Below are 20,729 nucleotides of genomic sequence, written 5' to 3' on the forward strand. Positions count from 1 at the left end.
TCGGGCAGCCTATTTTGCTGTCGTAAGCTTGAAGAGGGTTGGCTTTAGGCTTCACAAGGAATTTGAGGAACTTTGTCGAATGATAGACGAATCGAAAAAAAGGGAGGCATCGTCATGGACACAAGACAATGGATGTCAATATTGCTATGCTTTGCGACCGCTGTAATGCTGTTCGTGGCGTTCCTCTCCTACCGGAAACGTCATTTGCAGATGGCGAGGACCATGGTTTACATGATGACAGCGGCGTCCTTTTACGCTCTAGGCTACACGTTTGAAATTTTTAGCGACAGCTTAAGCGGTGTGAAGTTTTCTCTTCAGGTCGAGTACATCGGCATCCCCTTTGTCTCTGCATTTTGGCTACTGCTCGTTATCCAGTTTACAGGACTTGCGCCACGCTATCGGAAGCAGCTTGCGGTCTTGCTGTTTCTCGTCCCGACTGCGACTTTCCTCCTTCATCTCACTAACGATTGGCATCATCTTATTTACAAAGAATACGTCTTGAACACGATTAAGACGGTTCCCTTGTACAATACGGTGAAGGGCCCATGGTATTCCGTACACGCAATTTACAATTATACGATTCTGCTACTCGGCATTTTGTTGTTTATTCCCATGTATTTACGCGCATTGCCTATTGTGCGAACACAGATTGTTGTCCTTATTTTGGGCGCGGCTGCTCCTATGCTGTTCAATATCGCCTACATGTTCAGCAAAGTCATCGATTTCACGCCGCTTGGTTTCGCAGTATCGGGCGTTGTTTATGCTTGGGGCATTTTCCGGTTTAGGCTGCTTCGTTTAACACCGCTTGCATATGCCAAAATGTTCGATACGATCCGCGACGGTGTTGTCCTGCTCGATTATGAGGATCAAATTGTGAACCACAATCGCGCAGCAGAAGAGGTATTTCCTGAGCTTGGCTCGGCAAAAAGTTTTCCTGCTTTCATCAAGGACTTGCTGCCAGACTGCCCTGAGCTGCTCGAGCGAATTGCCGCAACGGAATTCCGAGATGATCGGTTTTCGCTTCAGCGCTTGCAAGGCGATCGGCAAAGGTATTATATTTGCAGCTTGTCTTATATTTATGATACAGGTGTGACGCCTATCGGGAAAATGTTGATGCTCAGCGATATTACGGAGCTGAAGGAGAACGAGGAGAGGCTGCGCGAGAAGTCTGAACGGCTGTCTCGGCTGAATGCCTTCAAGGACAAGCTGTTTACCGTAATGGCTCACGATATCCGTGATCCGATCGCGCTTCTTGTTAGCTTGACTGAGCTGCTGGGCGATGAGCCGAGCGACACCGACATCGCGAATGCTGAAGTATTTCAAGAGATTAGGAGGCAAGTTCGCGGTACCTATCATCTCGTCGATAATCTGCTCGATTGGTATCGCAGTCAAAATGGGGAAGTAGCGTTTCGTCCGCTCACGTGGAATTTGCAGCAGGTCGTTCGCCAAGCGATTTCACTAGCCGGCACAAGAGCCGGCATGAAGAGCATTAGTATCTCAGAGCATATCGACGAGAGGCTGACAGTGAAAGCGGATAAAGAAATGCTCGATCTCATTTTCCGAAATTTGCTTTCAAATGCGATTAAGTACACGGACATCGGCGGGAAAATTGAGATAAACGCATCTATCGAACGGGATCAGGTGACGGTGACTGTACGTGATAATGGGAGTGGGATTGACGAAGAGACAGCGCAGCTGCTGCATCATGATGAGCTGTTTTTCAAGGAGCCTGGATTTGCTAGTCGAGAAGATGGTGGAGAGATGAGGTTTGGTCTCGTATTAACCCGAGAATTTCTTCGCATGCATGGCGGCAGTCTTAGATTCGATAGCTTGCCTGGCGTAGGTACAACATTCTTTTTTACGTTGTCCGGATCATCGAGTCGCGGCGGAACGATTGAAAGGGAAGGAACGGCGGTGATAGCTGATGAAAGTCATATTGATTGACGATGAGCCCGTCATGCATTTAATCATGCGGAAGATGCTCGTGAAATATGCTGAGCTTCAGGTGACAGGAACGTTTGTGAATACGGATGCTGCGGCTGCCTTTCTGAGCGAAAATCCCGACGTCGAGCTGGCGTTCGTGGATATCTCCATGCCGGGTGATAGTGGACTTACATTCGCCGCAAGGCTGGACGAAGCGGGCTGTAAGACACAAATCGTGTTTGTCACCTCGCATAAGGATTATGCGCTAGAAGCTTTTGAGTTGTCCGTGCTTGATTATTTGGTGAAGCCGGTGACTCAGGAGCGGCTGGAGCGGACGATTAACCGGGCACTGGAGAGCAGGAAAATCGTTCAACCGCTGCAGCAAGCAGATACTGCGATTCGGGGTATGAGCCGTGTTAGCATTGCCACGCTGGGCGACTTTTTTGTACGCAATGAATCAGGACGTGTAAAGTGGATTTCCAGCAAGAGTGCTGAGCTCTTTGCCTATTTGCTGCTGAATCGGGGCAGACGAATTTCGCGCTCCCGTCTGGTTGCAGATATATTCGCGGGTATGGCGAGCGTGAATGCCGAAAAATATTTAAATACAACCGTGTACCAGCTGCGTAAATCATTGGAGCCGATAGGGCTCCGGGAAGCTATTCGTTCAGAGAATGACGGCTATGCGCTGGAACTGGATGATGCAGTTATTGACTACGTGGAGTTTGAGCGTCAAACGGAAAATCTGGGAAGTATCGACGCGGGCAACGTGGAAGAAGCACTGAACGTTGAAAGGCTCTACACGGGTGATTTGTTCGGCAGCAAAGCTTACGTATGGGCGATTCATGAGACAGATCGGCTGTCAGAGAGGTATGCATCTTTTGTCAAAAATGCAGCAGAGACGCTGCTCACCCTGTCGAACACGGCTGCGGCGTCGAAGCTTCTTCTGAAGCTGCATGGCCGTAATCCGCTTGAAGAATCGGTGGTCGAGCTGCTGATGAAGAAGCATGGACTGGACGGGGATAAGAAAGGGTTAACCGCACAATACACCGACTATGTGAGACTTCTAAAGCGGGAACTGGGCATTCGTCCATCCCAAGAGCTGCTTATGCTGTATGATTCTCTTGTCAGCGGACTTTCCGAAGTAGGAAAATAAATATTTTGAACAGGTTGCAAAAACCGCGAAGCCTTGATGCTGCGCGGTTTTTGTCGTTTTACGCGAAAATCTTTTATTATTCTTTCATCGCAGCCTATTAGACTTAAGCTTAAGTGCTGTTAACGTTGCCGAACTTGGGCTCTATCAAATACAGAGTAAGCTCTTAAGCCAATTGGCGAAGATGGAAGGGGAAATCATTGTGAGGAAACAAAAAGTTAAAATGTTAAGGAGCCTGCTGCTCAAGTGGATGATGATTACTAGCGTAGTTGTCGGTCTTGTAGCTCCCGGCATAGGCAATGCGAGCGGGCAAGCCTTCGCAGCATCTGCAATTCCGGCTAAAGTGCCCGCCGCATTCTCAGATTTAGCGGGCCACTGGGCGGAGAAGACCGTCAGGGAGTGGGCAGGCCAAGGTTTAATTGAGGGTTTTCAGGACGGAACCTTCAGGCCAAATCAAGCTCTAAGCCGGATTGAATACGTAACGCTGGTCAACCGGCTATTCGCGTTCAAAGGAGCGGGGACTAAGCAGTTCACGGACGTCGCTCCGACCGCTTGGTATGCATTGCAAGTGCAAGCAGCCGCGGAAGCAGGGTATATAGAAGGTTATGGCAATGGAACATTTCGGCCAGAGCAGAAGCTAAGCCGGGTAGAAGCAGCTGTTGTGCTTTCGCGCCTTGTGCCGGTAATAGGCAAAGACGGGACTAGCCTGCTCAGCGAGTTTAAGGATGAGGCCAGCATTCCTGGTTACGGACGCGATGCATTGGAAGCCATTGTTGAAGCGGGCTACATTAGCGGGCTTGCGGACGGCACGCTTCGGCCGGTTCAGCCGATGACAAGGGCGGAAGCCGTCATGATGCTCGATAGAGTGCTGAAGCAATCAACTAGGTCAGCAGATGGAATAACCGTTAGCGCAAAGGTTCTTGAAACAGGCGGCACATGGGGCAAGGCGCAAGGGAACTTTGAAGTCGCTGGCGACTTGACCATTGAGGCTCCAGGCACAACTCTTCGCAATGTGACGATTAAGGGAAATCTCACTATTGGGAAAGAAGTCGGCGAAGGAGATGTGTTTCTTAAAGGTGTGAAAGTGCTTGGCAGCACGTTTGTAAACGGCGGCGGACAGAACAGCGTACATATTGATGATTCACAGCTAGCAACTGTCGTCGTCGACAAAGCAGATGGACGAGTTAGAGTTGTCATCGGTGGAACAACGATTATAAGACAGCTGGATGTGCAATCGGAGGCGAATATTGAATCTCCGATATCTGAAAGCAGCGGGATAGAGGGAATTACGATCTCCTCTTCCGGCGAAGTTATTTTGTCCGGCAAGTTTAAGCAAGTCGAGGTTAAGAGCGATGTACAGTTAACCATTGCTTCGGGATCTATAGAAAAATTAACCGTTAGTGAGCAGGTTAAGACATCAACCATTTCACTTGCGGAAGGCGCCAGCGTTAGCAGCATGGAACTGCATGGGCCAGCGAATGTGAAAGGCAAAGGAACGATTGAGAAAGCAATTGTCGATTCTCAGGGGGTTGTTTTTGAGAAGGAGCCAGCTCAAAAAGAAGTAACCGAGAAAGGTGGTTTAATTGGAGGTGGAGCATCCGGGGGAACTGGTTCGCCGGGCGGGCCAACGAGCCCAACTAATACACCTAAACCAACCGACACACCCAAACCAACAGAAACGCCAAGACCTACGGATGCGGTTGAGGTAACAGTAACCGCGACTGCGAGTCAAGCAGCAGCGACAGGGTTCAGACTTGCGTTTAGCGCGCCAGTACCAGAGCTCGCCGCAGCACATCTGACACTGAAAAACGCTGCGAACGAAAACATTACTGTTGCATCAGCTTCTACGCTTAATGGGGGCAGCTCTTACTTTATTACAGCAGCTCTCACGGAGGGCGAGTCTTATAAGCTGACGATTTCTAAAACTGGGTTTCAGTTCGGGGCTGAGGTTTTATTTCAAGTTCCAAAGACTGAGCAGCCTGCCATTTCGGTTGCAGCATCCGTATATGGGTCCAGCAAAACGGGGTTCTCGTTGCTGCTGAGTCCGTCGGTTGTTGGATTGACGCAAGCTGAGTTTACACTCAAGCACGGCAGCGAAAGTGTCGCAATAGGTTCCGTAACCGAGCGGACGGGAAGCAGTGCTTATGATTTCTCAGCGTCACTTGCCGAGGGTGAAACCTATTCGCTTACAGTTGCCAAGGAAGGATACTATTTCGGCAGCGCAGTATCGATATTCGTTCCGATTACTGATCCAGAGGTTGTATCTGTAGTGGCCTCAATATCCGACGTAAGTATAGCTGGCTTCACAATCAAGCTGGATACTCCTGTCGCGGGGCTGACAGAGGATCATTTGACATTAGCGTTAAACGATCCAGGCACTGAGATTGGAGTGACGGAGGTCACAACTGATGATGACGGCAGAACTTATGCTGTCAAAGCGGAAATGGTCGAAGGCGAGACATACTCACTAACGATACGGAAAGCTGGATACAGCTTTGGCGCGGCGCTTATCGTTGCGGTTGCCCCGCCCAGCAGTATTTCTGTCCATGCGGCCGTTAGCCACATCTCGACATCCGGCTTCATGCTGGAGCTCGATCGTACCGTCCCAGCTATCGATGCTCTAAGCTTTATTTTAAAGAATGCTGCTGGAGCGGACATAGGCATTAATATGCTAAGCGCGGTATCTATCGGCAAAGAGTATGAAGTGTATTCCTCCCTAACGAAAGGCGAGACGTATACCTTATTGCTAAATAAAGAAGGTTATGCTTTTGGCAGCGAAATTGTCTTAAAGGTAGAACCTTCCCCAATTCTATCAAGTGTAGAGTGGGTCAATCGTCAAGGCTTTCAGTTGAATTTCCCAAACGACACGGTCGATTTGGCTAAGGCCTTGATCACAATAGAGGATGGAAACGGCAAATCGCTTGCTGTCACTTCTGTCAAAACGAACGTGGATGGGCATTCGGCTATCCTATCAACCGATTTAATGGCTGCTGGGAGCTATCGGTATAGAATTGATGTGGATGATGACCGCTATACGATCGGTACGCTTATCGTTCCAGAGAAGATAGCCGTATCGAAACAAACGGCGTTTGATCCGTCCAATGCAGGGATTATCGTTCACTTCAGCATACCAGTCCCAGGGTTAACAGCAGCTGCGTTTTCCCTAGCGAATACAAACGGTGATCAAATTGCAATAGACAGTATATCCACCCTAAATAATGGTAGCAGTTATTTCGTTAATTCGGTGACCATGCAGTATCAACCCTTAACACTAAAAATAAGCAGTGAGGGTTATGACTTCGGGAATAGTGTAAACGTTGTTCGGACAACCATCAACCCTTGGTATATAGGCGCTGGTCCAAATAATGTCATGGTTGGGCTTAACCCGAATATAGCGGGTTTGACCGCCAATGATTTCAAGGTCATGGATGCGCTGGGGAATGCGGTAGCCATAACGAATGTCGTGTGGGACCCTCAGCAAAGATTTTATGTTGTCTCTTATAACGGTTTGAGAGGAAAACCATATTTTATTAGCGTTGTACGTGAGGGCTTCGACTTTGGTTTACCGAAATCGGTTACGCTCGCGGAGAAGAACACAATAACTGACATTTCCTATACTGGATTCACCTTTGTTCTTAATCCTCCTGCTTCTATTGATACGGTCAACGGCTTTGTTCTCAGGCGGGCCGACGGAAGCAGCATAAAACTCCGCTCTGCAGTGACAAGCGACGGCGGTTGGAGTTATCGGATTGCTGCTGATCTGACTCCTGGTGATTACGTACTGAAGGTCAGTGCGACAATGGATCAGACGATTTATAACATTCATGTTCCGGTCGTTACTACCATTTCGGCGGATCAGATTGTCGATTCGGGACTTCGGGTTAAGCTTAGCTATGCCTTTGCGGGGTTATTGCCCGGTCAGTTTCTTCTGACTCGCAAGAGTACAGGAGAGCGGGTAACGGTACAAGACGCTGTGACAATGGATGGCGGTCTTACCTACAGGTTGAAGGCTGACTTGCTTGGCGGCAGCTATAACCTGAGTCTTCCTGGTCATCTTCCATCGCAGGGGATCGACTTTGAAGCCGGAGAAACAATCAACGCGGGGAAAGCGACCATTAGCAAAATAGCCATGAATGGCTTTGATCTGACATTTGAACAAGCAGTTCCTGGATTATTGCCGGCTCATATTCAATTAATAGATAATCAGGGCCATGGGGTTAGTGGACTGGCGTTGACCACCACCAACGGAGGATTATCCTATCGTGTCAGTGCAAATTTGATCAGTGGTCGTGACTATACGATCGCCTTCCGCAAGGATTACGTGAAGTTTGACGGGCCGGCGACGTTTTACGTCAATCAATTGGTCACCGGGGTTATTACTGACGTCTCCAAAGACGGGGCAGTAGCGGTTACTTTCTCTACTCCTCTAAGGCAAATAGAGTACGGACAGGGTCTTGCGGTAAAAGATGAACAGGGCAAACGCTATCACCCAAAAACGCTAGTCATGTCTGCCGATGGAATGAACTTTGAGATGTCTTTTGGCGGTACGTTTGCTTTGACACGCGGACAAACATACGCCTTTGATATTGAGGTGGATGGTTATTCGTTCAGCCACCTAACCTTTACCTTGCCTTCCGAAGCAACCGTTGCCGGATTTTCTGCTTCGGGTGTTACCGTACATTTTGACATTCCAGTTATCGGACTTGGGAAGAAAAATTTCGTCATTCGGGGAGCTCAAGGGGAAACGATAAACATAGCTTCGGCGAACACAATGGATTTCGGAAGCAGCTATGTATTGGAAGCAGCGCTGATTCCTAGTAAATCGTATACCGTTCTGGTAAAGCCGGATTTGACTTATCAACGTTACGAGCCAGTATCCTTTGTGTTTACCAAGCTCATTACCGCTTCTGTATCCGAGATGAAGAAGGATAGCTTCAAACTAAGCTTTAGCGAAAAAGTTGCTGATTTGAAGCCAGCCGACATTATTTTGCGAAAACCAGACGGTCAGCAAATTCCGTACACGGAATACTCTTTATCAACAAAAGATCAGGGTTTAACTTATCTGGTGGCGATCAGAGCTGCGACTGGTGCAAAATATTCACTTGAGCTGAACCGAAGTGAATTTACGCTAGCGTCGCCGATCACGGTGGATATTCCCGTAATAGGCTCACTTCAATTGAGAGGTACGACGGCAACGAAGATTTATGTTGATGTCTACCCGCTTATTTCAGATTTGACTGGGGACAACTTTAAGCTGACAGACAGCAAAGGCCGGCCAATCGGATTTACGCTTCATTACGAAGGAGACGCATCCTATTCTCTCATTGGCGATTTTAATGTATCCGAGACATATAGCTTGGTCATCACTTATCCGGGATATGACTTTGGAAATCCGCTGACCGTTGGGCTGAAGGTTCGTGCCGATGCGATACTGTTACGCCAGTCGCAGCAGGGATTCACCATCTATTTCTTCCCGTCGATTCCGAATCTTCAAGCCGCAGACGTGAAGGTTAAAGACAATAACGGAAATACAGTAGCTATTGAATCCATCCAGACGAGTGATGACGGAGCCAGCTATACGGTTACGGTTCCTTTAAAAGGAGGAATCACCTATACCGCTACTGTAGAAAAAGAGGGCTACATGTTCTCTACGCTCGACAAGATTACACTAAACTCAAGATCCATTTCGGCCGTGCAAGCAACGGCTTCGAGAGTCACATTGCATTTTAAGGAACAAACGATGTTAAATACTTCGGATATTCATATAGTGGATGAGAACGGGGTAAACGTTTCGATTCGCACGAACGTGTCAAACGACGGAGGTTATTCGTATGAGCTAGGCGTCGCAATCGTTCCTGATAAGGTCTATTCGGTGTTCATCTCAAAAATGGGCTACGACTATGGTGATCCGCTAGCTTTCTCCATTCTCTCTGTAGGCGTTCGTTTTGGCGGGATGATTAGCGGGAACAATCAAGCTTTTATATTGCATTTAGATCAGCCAGTTCCTCATTTACGAATAAGTGACTTCCAGCTTAAACGTGTGGAGGGCGGTACAAAGGCAATTACCTCCGCAACCACGAGTGATGGGGGTAATAGCTACCTAATTGAAGCTGAGTTTTGGGGAGCGGAGCAGTACACAATCACCGCTGCCAAAGCTGGGTATGATTTCGGAAGCGGAGTTGTGGTTGACGTTCCAATCATCGCAAATGCTGCAGTGCTAAGTTCAGGCGCTTCGGAAATTGTCATTGGACTTAGCCCAGCTGTACCGGATTTGGATGTAAGCCATGTGGCTATCACGGACGAGGAGGGCAACCGGCTTACTGCAGCTTCGGTCATTACGGAGGATGGCGGACTAACTTATCGGATTAAAGCCTCTTATAAAGGAGGCAAAACTTACTCTTTTGCGCTAAGCAAGAGCGGGTATGATTTTGGACAAGCGTTGTCGGATTTGCTTCCAAGCGCGATTTCGGTGACGGTGGAAGGCGCTGCCGAGTCGGGACTTGTCGTCTCTGTTGCACCGGGACTAAGCGGACTGTCTGCGAGCAGCTTCGCACTTAAGGATGCCGAGGGCAAATCGGTAATTATAAAAGCAGCAACAACAAATAACGGTGGAAGAACGTACACATTATCCGCAGCGCTTGAAGGCGGGAAAACGTACAAACTGATTATAACAGCAGCAGGATATGATTTTGGAGCGGTACTGAACGCTTTTGTGCCGGTACCAGTAAATCCAACTCTATCAAGTGTCAGTAAAGATGGGTTTAACGTGCTGCTTGATTCGGCTGTTCCGGGCTTGCGTGCAAGTGACTTTAGCTTGCGTAATAGTCAAGGTGTTGCGATTGCCATCGCCTCTATTACAGCCGAGAATGCTGGTATCGAATATGCGGTACATGCCTCACTCGAAGAGGGAGCGGCTTACAGTCTGACTTTAACGAAGAGCGGCTACGCATTCAGCAGCGGACTTCCGGTTCTTGTTCCAGCTGCGCCTATACCGGAAGCGCAGGTGCCGATCCGTATGACAGCAAGCCATATTACAACTAACGGTTTCACATTGGAATTAAGCAAAGCAGTCCGTAATATGGATCGCACATGGCTTACACTGCTTGATGAACAGGGTCGAGGAATTGGATTCCAGCTTGTAAATCCGAACGGGAACAACCCAGATGCGCCAGATGCAGGACGAATCTACAACATCATTACTCCGCTGTCAGCAGGTGTGAATTATAAGCTGATTGCTCAAATACCGGATCGTGTGGTGGAAGGACCGCTGGATGTTTATGTTCCGATGACGGAATATCCGAAAAGTTTAGCTGCTGCTAGAAACGGCTTGACGGTCACTTTCGTTGGAGCGGGTCCAAAAGATCTGCAGCCGGAAGATGTGAAGCTCTTGTCTAAAGATGGGACAGAGGTCACAGTCACTGGAGTGACAGCGGGTGCAGAGACAGGGTCGTTTTTAATTAAAGCGAATGTGGTTGAAGGGCAAACGTACACCGTAGCTTTTAGCAAGCAAGGCTATATCTTTGCTGGGCAGGAAAAATTAAATGCCGCTTATGTGCCGATTGTTATCTCTGCAACGTTTGTTCGAGTGAATGAAAATGGATTTAATCTGCTCCTTAGTGCTCCGATAGAAAATTTGAATATCGAAATGCACAATGGCAGCGCAGTCTGGTATCGCCCAACCTCTGTTTCAACGCCGGACTTTGGGCAAACCTACTTTATTAATGAATATATCGGATATAACAAGGAGTTTAAGCTTCGTCTGAGCAAGGACGGGCATGACTTTGGAGGGGATATGATCATCAGCAACGTGAGTACACCTCCCGAGCTGATCGATGCAGTGTCGAGTGAAAACGGAAAAGCCATTACCCTGACCTTTGATAAGCCGCTGGCTGTTGTTAATTCGGGGTCAACGTTTTCTGTGAAAATTAACAACCAATGGCAAAGCGGGGTTATGACAAGACTGACCTCCGATGCTACGAAAATCGAGTTGACTTGGAGCAGCAGCGGGGCGGTTATCAGTTCGACATCGACGATAGCCGTCGCTTATAGCGGAATCAACCGGGTCAAGGCAGTCAATCAGACGTATTTGGCCACTTTTGGAGAATTCCAGGTAGCTAATGTCGCTACCCTGGATGGTTTCCTGCAAAGCCATTCCACCCAGTACGATGCCGTTTACCCTGTGCATGTACTGCGGGTTGATTATGGCAAGACTGCGTTAGAATCATTAAGACTACTACGGCAAGCTGGATTTACCCCAGCGAACTACGCAAAAGCGGTCAAGAAAGAATATGGTTTGGATTGGAGTGCATTCATCCGCCTATTATACGAAATAGATACAGATGCGCCTACGTTGTTTCAGGCTTTAAGCGCGTCGGGTTATATTTCCAACTATGTAAATCTGATACCGGATTTTGTCACAGCTGGCTATGAAGCTGAAGACATTGCACTGCCGCTTCGTAATCTTGGCTATCAGCCTCGAGATATAATGGCGTCGTTTAAGCTAGCCGGAGTAACAACCGCTTCATCCGCCTATGTTCTGCGTTATACCTATGCGGAAACTGGCGGAAACGCCGCTGTGGCATTGAAGCTAGGCAAGTACAGTATTAGCGAGATTAGGGATGCTGTTCAATCCGTTTACGGCTTAACGAACGAGAGCACCATCGAAGCTTTGGCTGCCGCGAAATTCACGGCAGCAGAATCCGCAGTTGTCATTAAAGAGGCTTATGCCGCATCTAGCGTAGATAATGCGAAACTGCTTGGCAGTGCTGGTTATCCTGCTAACAATATAGGAATTGCGCTGCGAGACCTGTATTCATTCAGCGACGTCAACGAGGCTGTTCTGACTTACTTGGGAGCAGGCATTGAGATAGGACAAGCTTATGTCATCTTAAAAAGCACCTTCGATAAGCAACAAACAGCTTCAGCTATGCTGGCGGCAGGTATTGCTGCTGCCCAGGTCGCCAAAGGTATTCAAGCCTCCGGCGATGGTGCAACCGTTATTGTTGGCGCTATGAAAAGCGGATCATACGGGATCGGTGAAATTGCTAGCGCCGTACTCGGCGCATGGGGTTCCGAAGCGGCTGGACTAAGTGAGGCTATGAGAGGGTTTACGGATCATGGTTATGACATGGAAAGCAAGGCGGGATTGCTTCGAGAAAGCTTCGGGGCTGATATCGCTACGACCATCAGCGTACTGTATCCGGGGGTGAAGGGCGACCAAAGAAAGACGATGCTGTTGTCATTAATTCGCGCTGGTTATGAACCTGCGGAACTTACGGCTTATATTCTGAATAATCGAATGGCCAGCAGCCGTTCGGAAGCTCTGACGCTGCTGAGGCAGTCGGGTATGTCTACCGCGCAAGGATTAAGCACAATTCGAAATGCCGTCATTCGCGGAGGCTCGTCCTTCACAATGGAGGATGCGGTGGAAGTTATCTTCCGCAGCTATGACCGCTTCGAGGCTGGAGATGTATTACATGCGCTTCGAACGACTTTTGCAAATGATGAAACGGTAAGCATGGATGCCACTACTTTGGCCCGTTCGCTCACAAGCATCAAAAGCTGGGAGAAGCTAGCCATAGGTCAAGCTCTAAAAGCTCAGTTAGGCTTGACGCTGCAGCAATGGGTAGAGCTTGAAAGGACTACTGCATTTGATTATTTTAAATGTCCTTGCAGTGTATCAACGGTTGTAAAGGACTCGCAATATTTGTTCCCGGGAACGTCAATACAGGAAGCGACAGTGGCGATGAGCCTCTCTAGCTTCTATACGCTGGATGACATTATTGAAGGAACAATTAATCTTTACCCTACTGGCGGAGTACGTGCGAAAGGATTGCCGTATTTGACCGCAGCGCTAAAAGACTCGGGGTATAAATTTACGGAAATTGCACAGGCATTTGAAGCGCGGGGCTGGACGGAATGGATTGGGGCTTTCAGCAAACAAGGCATAGCCGCTAGTGAGGTTGCTGCCTATCTGAACCAACGGACCGAACCGCTAACGATAGGGCAAGTCATCACACGCCTTGCTCCATATTCGGTAAGGGATATTGCATTAGTGCTTAGAACGGAATACGGCTTGCCATTCTCAGAGGCGTCTGCGCTTCTGCTTGTCAGCTATTCGTCAGAAGAAGTAGGTACTGCCATCGCTTCTGCTTATGGCGGAGACCCTCTGACGATTTGGATCAAAGTGCTGAAGGAGCAAGGCGCAACGGCCATTTCTGTCATCAATACGCTGGGTGCGCTGTATCCGTCTTATTTTGACTCAGGCAAGGTTGGGCCGGCACTGATTAAGGGTGGATATTCGAAAGAAGAAGTAATGGAAGGACTTCTCATCCACACTCGAAGAATGGGTAATATGAAATCCACCATAGCGATTCTGCAGTCTTTGTACGGACAAGAGCAAGTGACGATTGCTGGTCTGCTTGACGCTTCGTCCAGCAAAGAGCCTAAGGACGGTATTGCATTTCTTAGAATGAGCGGTTATTCCTTATCCGTTGTTGCTCGCAGCCTGAAAGATTATTATCAGCTTACCTCCAGCGAAGCTTCATTCTTGCTTGCAAAAGAATATCCTAACGACATCGACGATATTCTGCTTGGCCTCGCTTCCTTATACGGTCAAGGACTTGATGAAACAGTTGCAGGCGCGTTGGAGCAGCAAGGAATCACGACCTTTGGTGAAGCGGTTAATTACCTGTACGTCACGGGCTTCCCGATGAAAGATATCGTGAGCGTTGGAAAAAACCATTTTGGCCAATCGGCTGGGGTGATCGCGCTTCGCTTGTCAACGGTATACTTGTCGTCAAGCAATGTGCTCATCCAGGCAGTAGCTTCGGTTTTTGATCAATCCGTTGAGTTAACGATGTATCAGCGGCAGGCAGCAGAAGGATCAGAATCCTTTACCAGTGGAATTGAACTTGCTTATAAGGCGCAATTCAGCTTAGTTTCGATCGTGAAGATGGCGAAGGACGGTTATGGTATTTCATCGGGTGCAGCTCTTCAAGCACTGCTGGATACTGGCCGGTATCGCCAGAGTGACGTGCTTTCTGCTATATCGAATGTTTACGGCAGCTCACAAAACGCAAGCATTGTTGATTCTTTAGAGGCTCAGCACCTGGTGACATTAAAGGATGCAATACCTTATCTGACAAAGATGAGATTCAGCCTCCGGGATATGATTCAGGTAGGAAAAGATTATTACCAGCTCGATTCCTCTAAAGTGGTACAAGCCTTAATGGATGGTGCAGTCGATGAGGAGAGTCGGATTTTGGCGGAAGTTTCTGCTGTTTACGGTTTAGCGTTAGAGCAGGTTACGATTCAGGCCATGATCGATCTGGGCATCGGAAAGTTGGCGGATGCGATTCCACAGCTTAAGCTCAGCTACAGCTTGCGGGATATTATCCGAATTGCCAAGGATTATTACCATATGACAGCAGGTGAGACACTAGCCATTCTCTCCGAAACAAATGGATATTCATTTAATGAGCTAGTAGCAACTGTATTTGAAGTTTACGGAAAACCGATCGAGGAAAGCTTATCCAGCCTGCTTAAGAAGAGCAGAATCTATACGCTGGAAGAGGCTGTTCCGCTCCTGAGAGGCATGGGCTATACGCTCCATGATATTGTGGGCGCAGCTAAGGATTATTTTGGATTTGCAGCAGACAAAACGTTAACGGTTCTAACCGCTCTCCAAGTGGACAACGAAAAGGTTATTGAAGTAACGGTAGCTGCCGTTTATGGGCAGTCATCAGAGTCTACGGCGCTGCAGTATCTAGAAGAAGGGGGAATCACGGACGCAGCAGCGGCCATTTCTTACTTGTGGAATTCAGGCGTTCCGATGATAGATATCGTACGCGTGGTTAAAGGCTTTTACGGCAAGACAGCCGGCGAAACCGCAGCATTGCTAATTGGCAGTGAGCTGTTCGAGCTGAACGTCATTCTGAGCAGCGTAAATGCAGTGTACGGACAAGCGGTGAACGGCGCTTTAATCGAAGTAATCAAAGCAGGTGGAGCAACATCAGCGGAAGCTATGGCGGATCAGCTCTTGCATGCAGGCTACCGCATGGAGGACATCGTTAAGGCGAGTAAGGAGCAATATGGCAAGACGAGAGAAGAGGCGCTTGTGATTCTTCAGGGACTTGCCGTTTATCAAGAAGCAGCCATTCAATCAACGCTTAATAAAGTGTACGGAGAGGCTTTTGCTCCGGTGAGCATTATCAAGGATGTCCTTAAGCTGAAAGGTGTTGCGACGCCACAAGGAGCGGTTGTGTTCTTGCGGGATGCCGGCTATGAGATTAAGGAAATTGTCCAATATCTTAGGTTTGACTATAAACTCGACTCAGGAGCAGTTACTGAATTGCTTTCTCCCTATTATCCGGCGGAAGTGATTGGACTTGCTATAGTGGGAGTTTATTATACCAACACAAACCTAAGGGTATTGGAAGATATTTTCCCGGCAACCACCGCATTTGTGCCACTCAATGTTGTGCGGTTTATGAAAGCCAAATTCACTGTCGCGGATATCGTACTCGCTATGAAGCTGTTATTTCAAATGGATGCAGCAACGATAATGGAAACTATTCCGGAAACCTTAATTCCGCAGGATCAGGTACGGATGGCCGCAGGTGAAGTATTCGGCGGCAATCCGCTAATTGCTTACCTCGCCCGTATGAAGTCGAAAGGAACGGACGCCGCCGGGATTGCTACCGAGCTTGAACGGCAAAACCTGCTTGGTCCTGATCGTTCCGGATATTTGATCGACACGTTATTGACGCTTGGTTTTGATCGAGCCAGCATTATCCGTGCTTTCTATATGTTCTTCACGGCCGGCAGAGGGACGGCAACAACAATCGAGGAGCAATCGGCGCTGTTCGTCAAGCTGGGGTATTCAAAAGCGGGAGACATCATTGACGTTCTGAGGCAGAATGGGTACGTAAACAGTACCAGCTATGCATATCGCGTATTCACAACCGTCAAGATGACTTTATCGAGCGTTTCTATGGTCGATATTGCGAAGGAAATGAAAAATCGCGGTTATGACGGTAGAGAAATTTTGAACACGCTGAATCGGTACGATGCGCGAGAAGATTCGATCTTTACACTTCTGAAGGAGTATGGTTATAACGCAGAAGAGGCGCTTCGGTACATGAAAGAGCGGACGCTCGAAAATAAACTATATTGGCTGCATAAAAACGGATACGCTGTCGGTGAATACTTAAAATACACCTTCAATTGGGATAACGACACGATTTCTATTTTGAGGCAGTTGGACATACCTTCCACCGACCTCTCGAAGGCTTTGCACAGCAGTGGCTACAGTCTTTATTATATTTCCAAGTTCTTGTACGACGGAGGATTCAAGGAAATTGCTGAGCTTACTAGAGCGTTGCTGGCGGTAAACGCCCACGTACAATGGGTTCCTTACAATTTGCTTGAGCTGGGTCACTGGTCGCTTAAGGAGATAGCCAAGGGGATGCTTGATTCTGGGCTGATCACTCTCGTAGAGCTTAGCGATGCCATACGGATGGCTAACAACAACAACTTGGATGAAACGTATCTGATTATTAAGGAAATATCGACACGTGAGCAGCAAGCTTTTTACGATGATCTGTCCAGTGCGGAACGCATGCTGCTCAGCAATAATGAAATTGCCATTATCGTTACATTGACGACTCTTCGGGGCGATAGAGTAAGGATAGGTGAGGCGACTAAGCTAATGCGAAACACAGAGAGAGTGGACTATAAGGACTCCGTCATTATGACAGCTCTTTCTGGATATAACGTCCTCGATGCTCTTGATGCGGTATGGGATGTTTATCGCTTTGAAATTGGTGTCGCTATTCTTAAGACGATGATCGGTCAGACTTGTACGAAGGTACTTACGGAATTCAAGGATTACTACAGGCTGGGAAATCTGGTTTACAAGATCGTATCAAGAGTGATGAAATAATTTATTCAACCCATGATGTAGAATATCGCAATTACTAGAAAGCACCCTTTCAAAGCCATTTATCATGTATGGCTAGATAGGGTGTTTTTCTTATGATTTAGTTTCGCCGCTAACGTAATTAATTCTACTCGAAGAATAGTCTGTTTTTCCTTTAGTTGACAAAATCTATCCTTCACCTTAAATTGAATATAAATACATTATATCGTATAAATATTCATTAGAGGTGAAATCATGACTCATTTATTATCACTAAGAGAGTACGACGCGGACACCATTCACTCCATCATCAGGCAAGGAATCGAGATAAAGAACAGCCCAGAACGCTATTACCATGCTGCAGAGCGTAAAGGTCTTCTTATGCTTTTTCAGAAAACTTCTACTCGTACGAATCTATCGTTTCAATCCGGGATTAACCAAATGGGCGGATACTCAGTCGTTATGGATTGGGATTCCAGCAACTTCAGCATTTCCCCTATCCAGTATGAAGCGCAGTATGTATCAAGAAATTGTGATGTGATTATGGCGAGATTAAAGAAACATTCCGATGTGCTCGAATTAGCGAAGTACTCCAAGGTTCCCGTCATTAATGGCTGCTGCGACAAATATCATCCTTGCCAGGCTCTTGCGGACTTGATGACAATCTATGAAGTCGCTGGTCATTTTGAGGGAATAACGCTTACGTATGTCGGAATTCATAACAATGTAGCCAATTCGTTGGTAGCAGGCTGTATGGCGGTTGGCATCAAGCTTTTATTAGTTACTCCGATCATTAATAAGCCATCTTCGGATGAGGAGCTTATGCAAAAAGCTTTTCAAAGTGGATTTGTTGAAAAGGTTGTTGATTTGCCTAGTGCGGCAGCCAGATCTGATTTTGTATATACGGACACTTGGATTGATATGGAGTTTTTTTATGAAGACCACTATCAAGATGAGAAGAAGCGAAGAATGGAGGAGATGCTGCCTTATCAGTTGAACAGAAGCAATCTTGCAGGACACTCGCCGTATCTTATGCATGACATGCCTATTCATCCGGGCTTCGAGATAGAGGAGGATTTAGTGGAGTCGGAGCGTTCCATCATCTATCAGCAAGCTGAGAACAGGATGCATGTTCAAAAAGCGCTGCTTATGCATTTACTTAAATAAAGTTATCAAAAAAGCTCATCCACGCATACTAAGCGCAGTTGAGCTTTTGATTTTTTTTTGGATGGTCTCAAAATGAGCCATGACCGGCTATGATCTCTTTAACCTGCGTCATTGTATCATTAAAGCGGGTGTCATCATGGTTCCATATGACCACATCAGCATGCTGCATATACTCGCTCTTTAGTTCAATTTCCTCCGCGCGTTGCACCCTTTTGGCGATTTCCTCAGGCATTCCGCCTCTTATTGCCAATCTTCTTTTAATGGATTCAACATCCGCACCTACATAGATCGCAATCACATGATCATACCGCTTCTTTAAAGCGAGTACGCCAGCAAGGTCCATTACAATATGGGCATTCCTATTTTGATCGAATACTTCTTCAATGCTGGATTTTAGTGTACCGTAATAATGCTCGTTGTATCGTGTCCATTCAATAAAGGCATCTGCACGAATGTGATTTTCAAACTGGCTCGTTTCCATAAAAATATAATGAATCCCGTCTGACTCATTCGGCCTCGGGAGTCTGGTTGTTGAAGTAATAATTTTTTGAAAGCCGCTAAGGGTCAGCTCTTTCTGGATTTCGGATTTACCTGAAGCGGAAGGGCCATAAAATGCGAATATTTTCCCCAAACGAAAGCTCTCCTTTATGAATTGTTCAGCGATCTCTTCTAATAAAGACCATATATTGTTAAAATGTTTCTAAATGACAAGGAGCTGGGAGCGAGCCTATGATTCTCTATAAACATTCTTCAAATTCATTTTATAATGATACGGATATTCAAAGGCATATTAATATAGAAAATGCGAAGCAAAGAATTTCAGTTCGGGATGACTTTGAACGTGATTTTGGCAGAATCATTCATTCAGCAGCTTTCCGTCGCTTACAGTCCAAGACGCAAGTGATTGGGATCAGCGAAGGAGATTTTCACCGAACACGGCTTACACATTCCCTTGAAGTATCTCAAATTGCAAGAGGAATTGCCACAACCTTAAATGAAAAAAACAATATTTTTAAAGAGACGGAAAGTAAAATAGATATTTCTCTTATTGAGGCAGCTGCTTTAGCTCATGATTTGGGGCACCCGCCATTCGGGCACCAAGGCGAGCGTGCATTGAATAAATGCATGAGCGCATTCGAGCTAAACTTTGAGGGGAATGCGCATACGTTCAGGCTTTTGACGAATACGACTAGCGATGGGGACATGGAAACGGGCCTTGATTTAACAAGAGCTGTTTTATTGTCCATTTTGAAATACCCAGCCAGCATGAAGCAAGTTAATAATCCCGAGATCACGGGCAAACCGCCTAAATGCAGTGTTTTTGAAGAGGACGAGCATGTATTTCAGTGGGTGATTGAGAGCTTTTCGCCTGAAGAGAAGGCTTATTTCATGCAAGTTTCCGACTTGCAGGCTGGTAAACATAAGAAGACTTTAAATAAAACGTTTGAATGCTCTATTATTGAGCTCGCAGACGATATTGCTTACGCAACCTATGATTTAGAAGATGCCTTCAAGCTTAATATGATCAAAATAGATGATCTATGTGTGGTAGCAAATAAGCATAAGCATATTTCATCCGCTAGAATTGCAGAGTCTTTACGGGTTTTTATGGAGAACAGCGGGGAGCGGCATAAACAGACGAAGCGTTTTTTCGCTGATTTGGTTTCTGGATTCATACATGAGATTACGGTTGTTGAGACCCAGCCTGCATTCTCCTCCAGCCGGTTGCGCTATAAGGCAGTAATTACTGAGGATGCTATGGAGCTGCTGGAGGATTTGAAGAAGCTGGTCGAAACGCATGTGATCTTCTCACAGAAGGTTCAAACCTTTGAATGGCGCGGCGGCAAAATAATTGAAAAGCTCTTCGATGCGATGTTCAATGATCCAAACCTGCTTCCAGAAGATAAAAAGCTAAGCTGGCATGCAGCTGATGATCGGATGAATGCCAGATTGGTTTGCGATTACATTGCTGGAATGACAGATACCTATGCATTAAAAATGTATTCTCGTTTATATGAAGCTGCTGGAGGCAGGTTGTTTGATATTTAATTTGAATGGTTATGAGCAGACGTTCAATTTTTTCTTATCTATTAAGTGCTAGGCTGAAACAGCTGCACGCAAGCACCTTCCTCTAATGAAGGAAGGTGCTTGCGTGGTATGAATAATGGAAGCATCCTAATTAGAAGAAGAATAAGACTATAGAACATAAATCTCGCTATATTTAAAGTTTATAAACTATTTTCAAAAAACACTTGCATTACTAGACGAGTACATGGTATATTCTATTTCTGGCCGAGAGACACACGCGGACAGCAAGCAAAACAAGCAAGACAAACGAAAGAATAGATTGCTCTTTGAAAACTGAACAACGAGTAAAAACTGCCCTTACGATTCTAACGAATCGTGAGAAAAGCGATAAAAAAGTTATGAGCAAGTCAAACAACCAATTTGGAGAGTTTGATCCTGGCTCAGGACGAACGCTGGCGGCGTGCCTAATACATGCAAGTCGAGCGGAGTTGATGAGGTGCTTGCACCTCTGATACTTAGCGGCGGACGGGTGAGTAACAC

At 46.8% G+C, this 20,729-nt stretch carries 6 protein-coding genes and 1 rRNA gene; 6 read left to right on the plus strand and 1 reads right to left on the minus strand.

All coding sequences use genetic code 11. The features are described from left to right. Nucleotides 1-114: 114 nt before the first annotated feature. The 4 genes from AC1DOV_RS03910 (at nt 115) to AC1DOV_RS03925 (ending at nt 18,161) form a co-directional block, all read left to right on the plus strand. Entirely contained in the window at nt 115-1,944 is a 1,830-nt protein-coding gene (locus AC1DOV_RS03910) for a sensor histidine kinase (RefSeq protein WP_477549211.1), read from the plus strand. Then, nucleotides 1,925-3,076 carry a response regulator gene (locus AC1DOV_RS03915; protein ID WP_477549212.1) on the plus strand — a complete coding sequence of 384 codons (1,152 nt, stop codon included), beginning with the start codon at nt 1,925-1,927 and terminating at the stop codon, nt 3,074-3,076. The genes AC1DOV_RS03910 and AC1DOV_RS03915 overlap by 20 nt, the downstream gene beginning before the upstream one ends. A gap of 199 nt (nt 3,077-3,275) precedes the next feature. Beyond that, nucleotides 3,276-17,018 (plus strand): S-layer homology domain-containing protein, encoded by a 13,743-nt coding sequence (locus AC1DOV_RS03920; RefSeq protein WP_477549213.1) that lies wholly within the window; start codon nt 3,276-3,278, stop codon nt 17,016-17,018. A 231-nt stretch (nt 17,019-17,249) separates the two neighbouring features. Beyond that, on the plus strand, nt 17,250-18,161 hold the full coding sequence (locus tag AC1DOV_RS03925) for a Rossmann-fold NAD(P)-binding domain-containing protein (RefSeq protein ID WP_477512755.1): 912 nt from the start codon (nt 17,250-17,252) through the stop codon (nt 18,159-18,161). Between the two features lie 67 nt (nt 18,162-18,228). Here AC1DOV_RS03925 and AC1DOV_RS03930 read toward each other — a convergent pair whose 3' ends face one another. After that, nucleotides 18,229-18,792 (minus strand): guanylate kinase, encoded by a 564-nt coding sequence (locus AC1DOV_RS03930; protein WP_477512756.1) that lies wholly within the window; start codon nt 18,790-18,792, stop codon nt 18,229-18,231. 98 nt (nt 18,793-18,890) lie between these two features. Between AC1DOV_RS03930 and AC1DOV_RS03935 the strand changes: the two genes are divergently transcribed. After that, nucleotides 18,891-20,210 carry an anti-phage deoxyguanosine triphosphatase gene (locus tag AC1DOV_RS03935; RefSeq protein ID WP_477528921.1) on the plus strand — a complete coding sequence of 440 codons (1,320 nt, stop codon included), beginning with the start codon at nt 18,891-18,893 and terminating at the stop codon, nt 20,208-20,210. A 396-nt stretch (nt 20,211-20,606) separates the two neighbouring features. Next, nucleotides 20,607-20,729: ribosomal RNA gene (locus tag AC1DOV_RS03940) — 16S ribosomal RNA — on the plus strand; the annotation flags it as partial.

It is taken from the genome of Paenibacillus sp. 01T47 (genome assembly GCF_056398245.1).